At 48.6% G+C, this 2,129-nt stretch carries 5 protein-coding genes; all 5 read right to left on the bottom strand.

Annotation, left to right across the window (positions count from 1 at the left end):
* Nucleotides 1-959, bottom strand: a 959-nt coding sequence (gene rfaD, locus Q1K24_RS07310) for an ADP-glyceromanno-heptose 6-epimerase (protein WP_300368169.1), incomplete at its 3' end; no start/stop codon positions are given.
* Between the two features lie 2 nt (nucleotides 960-961).
* Entirely contained in the window at nucleotides 962-1,207 is a 246-nt protein-coding gene (locus Q1K24_RS07305; protein ID WP_300368166.1) for a type II toxin-antitoxin system MqsA family antitoxin, read from the bottom strand.
* Entirely contained in the window at nucleotides 1,204-1,512 is a 309-nt protein-coding gene (locus Q1K24_RS07300) for a DUF4258 domain-containing protein (protein WP_300368163.1), read from the bottom strand. Before Q1K24_RS07300 ends, Q1K24_RS07305 begins: the two co-directional genes overlap by 4 nt.
* On the bottom strand, nucleotides 1,509-2,000 hold the full coding sequence (gmhB, locus tag Q1K24_RS07295) for a D-glycero-beta-D-manno-heptose 1,7-bisphosphate 7-phosphatase (protein ID WP_300368159.1): 492 nt from the start codon (nucleotides 1,998-2,000) through the stop codon (nucleotides 1,509-1,511). Before gmhB ends, Q1K24_RS07300 begins: the two co-directional genes overlap by 4 nt.
* Nucleotides 1,979-2,104 (bottom strand): hypothetical protein, encoded by a 126-nt coding sequence (locus Q1K24_RS07290; protein ID WP_300368156.1) that lies wholly within the window; start codon nucleotides 2,102-2,104, stop codon nucleotides 1,979-1,981. The genes gmhB and Q1K24_RS07290 overlap by 22 nt, the downstream gene beginning before the upstream one ends.
* Between the last annotated feature and the right edge of the window lie 25 nt (nucleotides 2,105-2,129).

Below are 2,129 nucleotides of genomic sequence, written 5' to 3'. Positions count from 1 at the left end.
ATCTCCGGCAGATATCTTTTTATCCCCTCTTCCAGTGTCACTTCCGGCTCATAACCCAGAAACTCTTTCGTCGGCTCGATGTCAGCCTGAGTAAAGAACTGGTACTGTCCTACAAACGGGTTGGGAATATACTCACAGGTCAGATTTGTACCTAGCTGTTCCTGCAGGATGTCGACGATATCCTGGAAACTGCGGGCTTTGCCGGTACCGACATTGTAGACACCGCTCTTTTTCGGATTGCACGCCTTGATGTTTGCCTGGATCACATCGTCAATATAGATAAAATCGCGCAAAATTTTGTCACTGCCCTCAAAGAGACGTGGATTTTTCCCGGCCAGGATCTGGTGGCCGAACTGCAGCACCATCGACGCCGTTTTGTTTTTGAAAAATTCGCGTGGGCCATAAACATTGAAATAGCGAAGTCCGACCACAGGAAGATCGGTTGTTTTCATCCAATCATAGGCCAAGTTGTCCATTGCCAGTTTGCTGAAGCCATAGATGTTGGCCGGATCCTCACGCCCCACCGTCTGCGGAGCCGGAGCGTTGCCGTAGGTGGCGCCCGAACTGGCATAGATCATCGCCGCACCCATCTCCTTGGCCATCACAAGCAGATCTTTGAACGCATTGAGATTGGTATCGATCATGATTTTCTGATCGTTAACCGTCGTGTCGCTGATTGCCGCTTCGTGGAAGATGAAGTCGAACCGAAAATCGAGAAGACGTTCAAGATCCTCACGATTGTTGATATCGCCCGCGACAATCTCTCCCCGGAACCCATTGAGATTTTTGTAGTGGCCAAAGCTTTTGAGGTTGCCGTTGCTGAAAGTCTCGCCTGTACGGAAAAGATCGAATACGACCACTTTGGCATCGGGAAAGTTCTCCTGAAACCAGAATGCCAGATTGGAGCCGATGAAACCAGCCCCTCCCGTAATAAGTATCGTTTTTCCATTGAAGTCCATTATCAACTCGCTTTCAAATCTTTATACGTCGCTACTTCGATCATCGCATGTTTCTCTCGGGCATCCGCCACCAATCTCTCCAGCACTTCAGATGCCGTATCGTCGATCCAATCGGCTCCGCATTGTTCACACACAGTGGCAGGTACTTCCCGAATCACGACCACGCCAAAGCCCAGATCAACGGTAAAAGTCGTCGCACCATCACGACAATTCCCTCCACACATAGGACATCTCATCGCTTGATTCATGATTTTCTCCTTGTTATCAAATCTTCTTCGAAATAACGTTCATCCGGCCGATACACAGTAATAATATAGACCGTTCGATTCATTTCATCATAAGCAACCACGACATGCAGAGGCACACCATCGACCATTGCAATCAAAAGACTCGGAAAGGGCATATCATTCGAATAGTTTTCAATCACTACTCCTGTCAAAATCGCCTGTTTGACCTCATCTCGTGCAATACCGCGCTCCATCATACGCTGCAGTGCATGTTTTTGCCATACTACTTTTCCATTATACAATGCATTCCGTATTTGATCGATCATAGAACAATGCCTTTTATCGGTACATTTTTCTTGACGAGAAATGTATGCCCCACTCCCGCCGCTCTCGCCGCTTCGATGTCACTTGGTTTGTCCCCGATCATCACCGAATTCTCCAAATCTATCCCGAATCGTTTGGCCGCTTCCAAAAACATGCCAGGCATCGGCTTCCGGCAGTCACAACCCGCATCAGGGTCGTGGGGGCAATAAAAGACCTGGTCACGGCCGATTTTTATACCCGCTTCCCGCATCTGCCCGATCATCCACTCCGTCAATCTTTCAAAATCTTCGGAAGCGTAGTAGCCTCTGCCTATGCCGGACTGATTGGTCACAATTATGGGAAGATACCCTTTTTCCTCAGCCTTTTTGATAAACTCCAGAATTCCGTCAACAAATTCAAAATCCTCGACCCGGCTCACATATCCGTGATCGATATTGATCACACCATCACGATCCAGAAACAGTGCCTTTACCGCTTTTCGATCACCCACACCAGCCCCATTATCAGAAGAATCAGCGCCGCCCACGTCAAAAAGCCGGGCAACGCCCCCGTGTTGATCGCATCTCCGCCTGTCGGCATCCCCGCAGGATACATGTTATTTCTTCCTTTTTCTACTCAA

Source organism: Hydrogenimonas sp., from assembly GCF_029932565.1.
GTDB lineage: Bacteria > Campylobacterota > Campylobacteria > Campylobacterales > Hydrogenimonadaceae > Hydrogenimonas.
This window is presented reverse-complemented; position numbering and strand designations above follow the sequence as displayed.

Excerpts from the sequence above, each read along its gene's own strand:
- Q1K24_RS07305 (WP_300368166.1), bottom strand. The coding sequence starts at position 1,207 with ATGAATCAAGCGATGAGATGTCCTATGTGTGGAGGGAATTGTCGTGAT.
- Q1K24_RS07300 (WP_300368163.1), bottom strand. The coding sequence starts at position 1,512 with ATGATCGATCAAATACGGAATGCATTGTATAATGGAAAAGTAGTATGG.
- Q1K24_RS07290 (WP_300368156.1), bottom strand. The coding sequence starts at position 2,104 with ATGTATCCTGCGGGGATGCCGACAGGCGGAGATGCGATCAACACGGGG.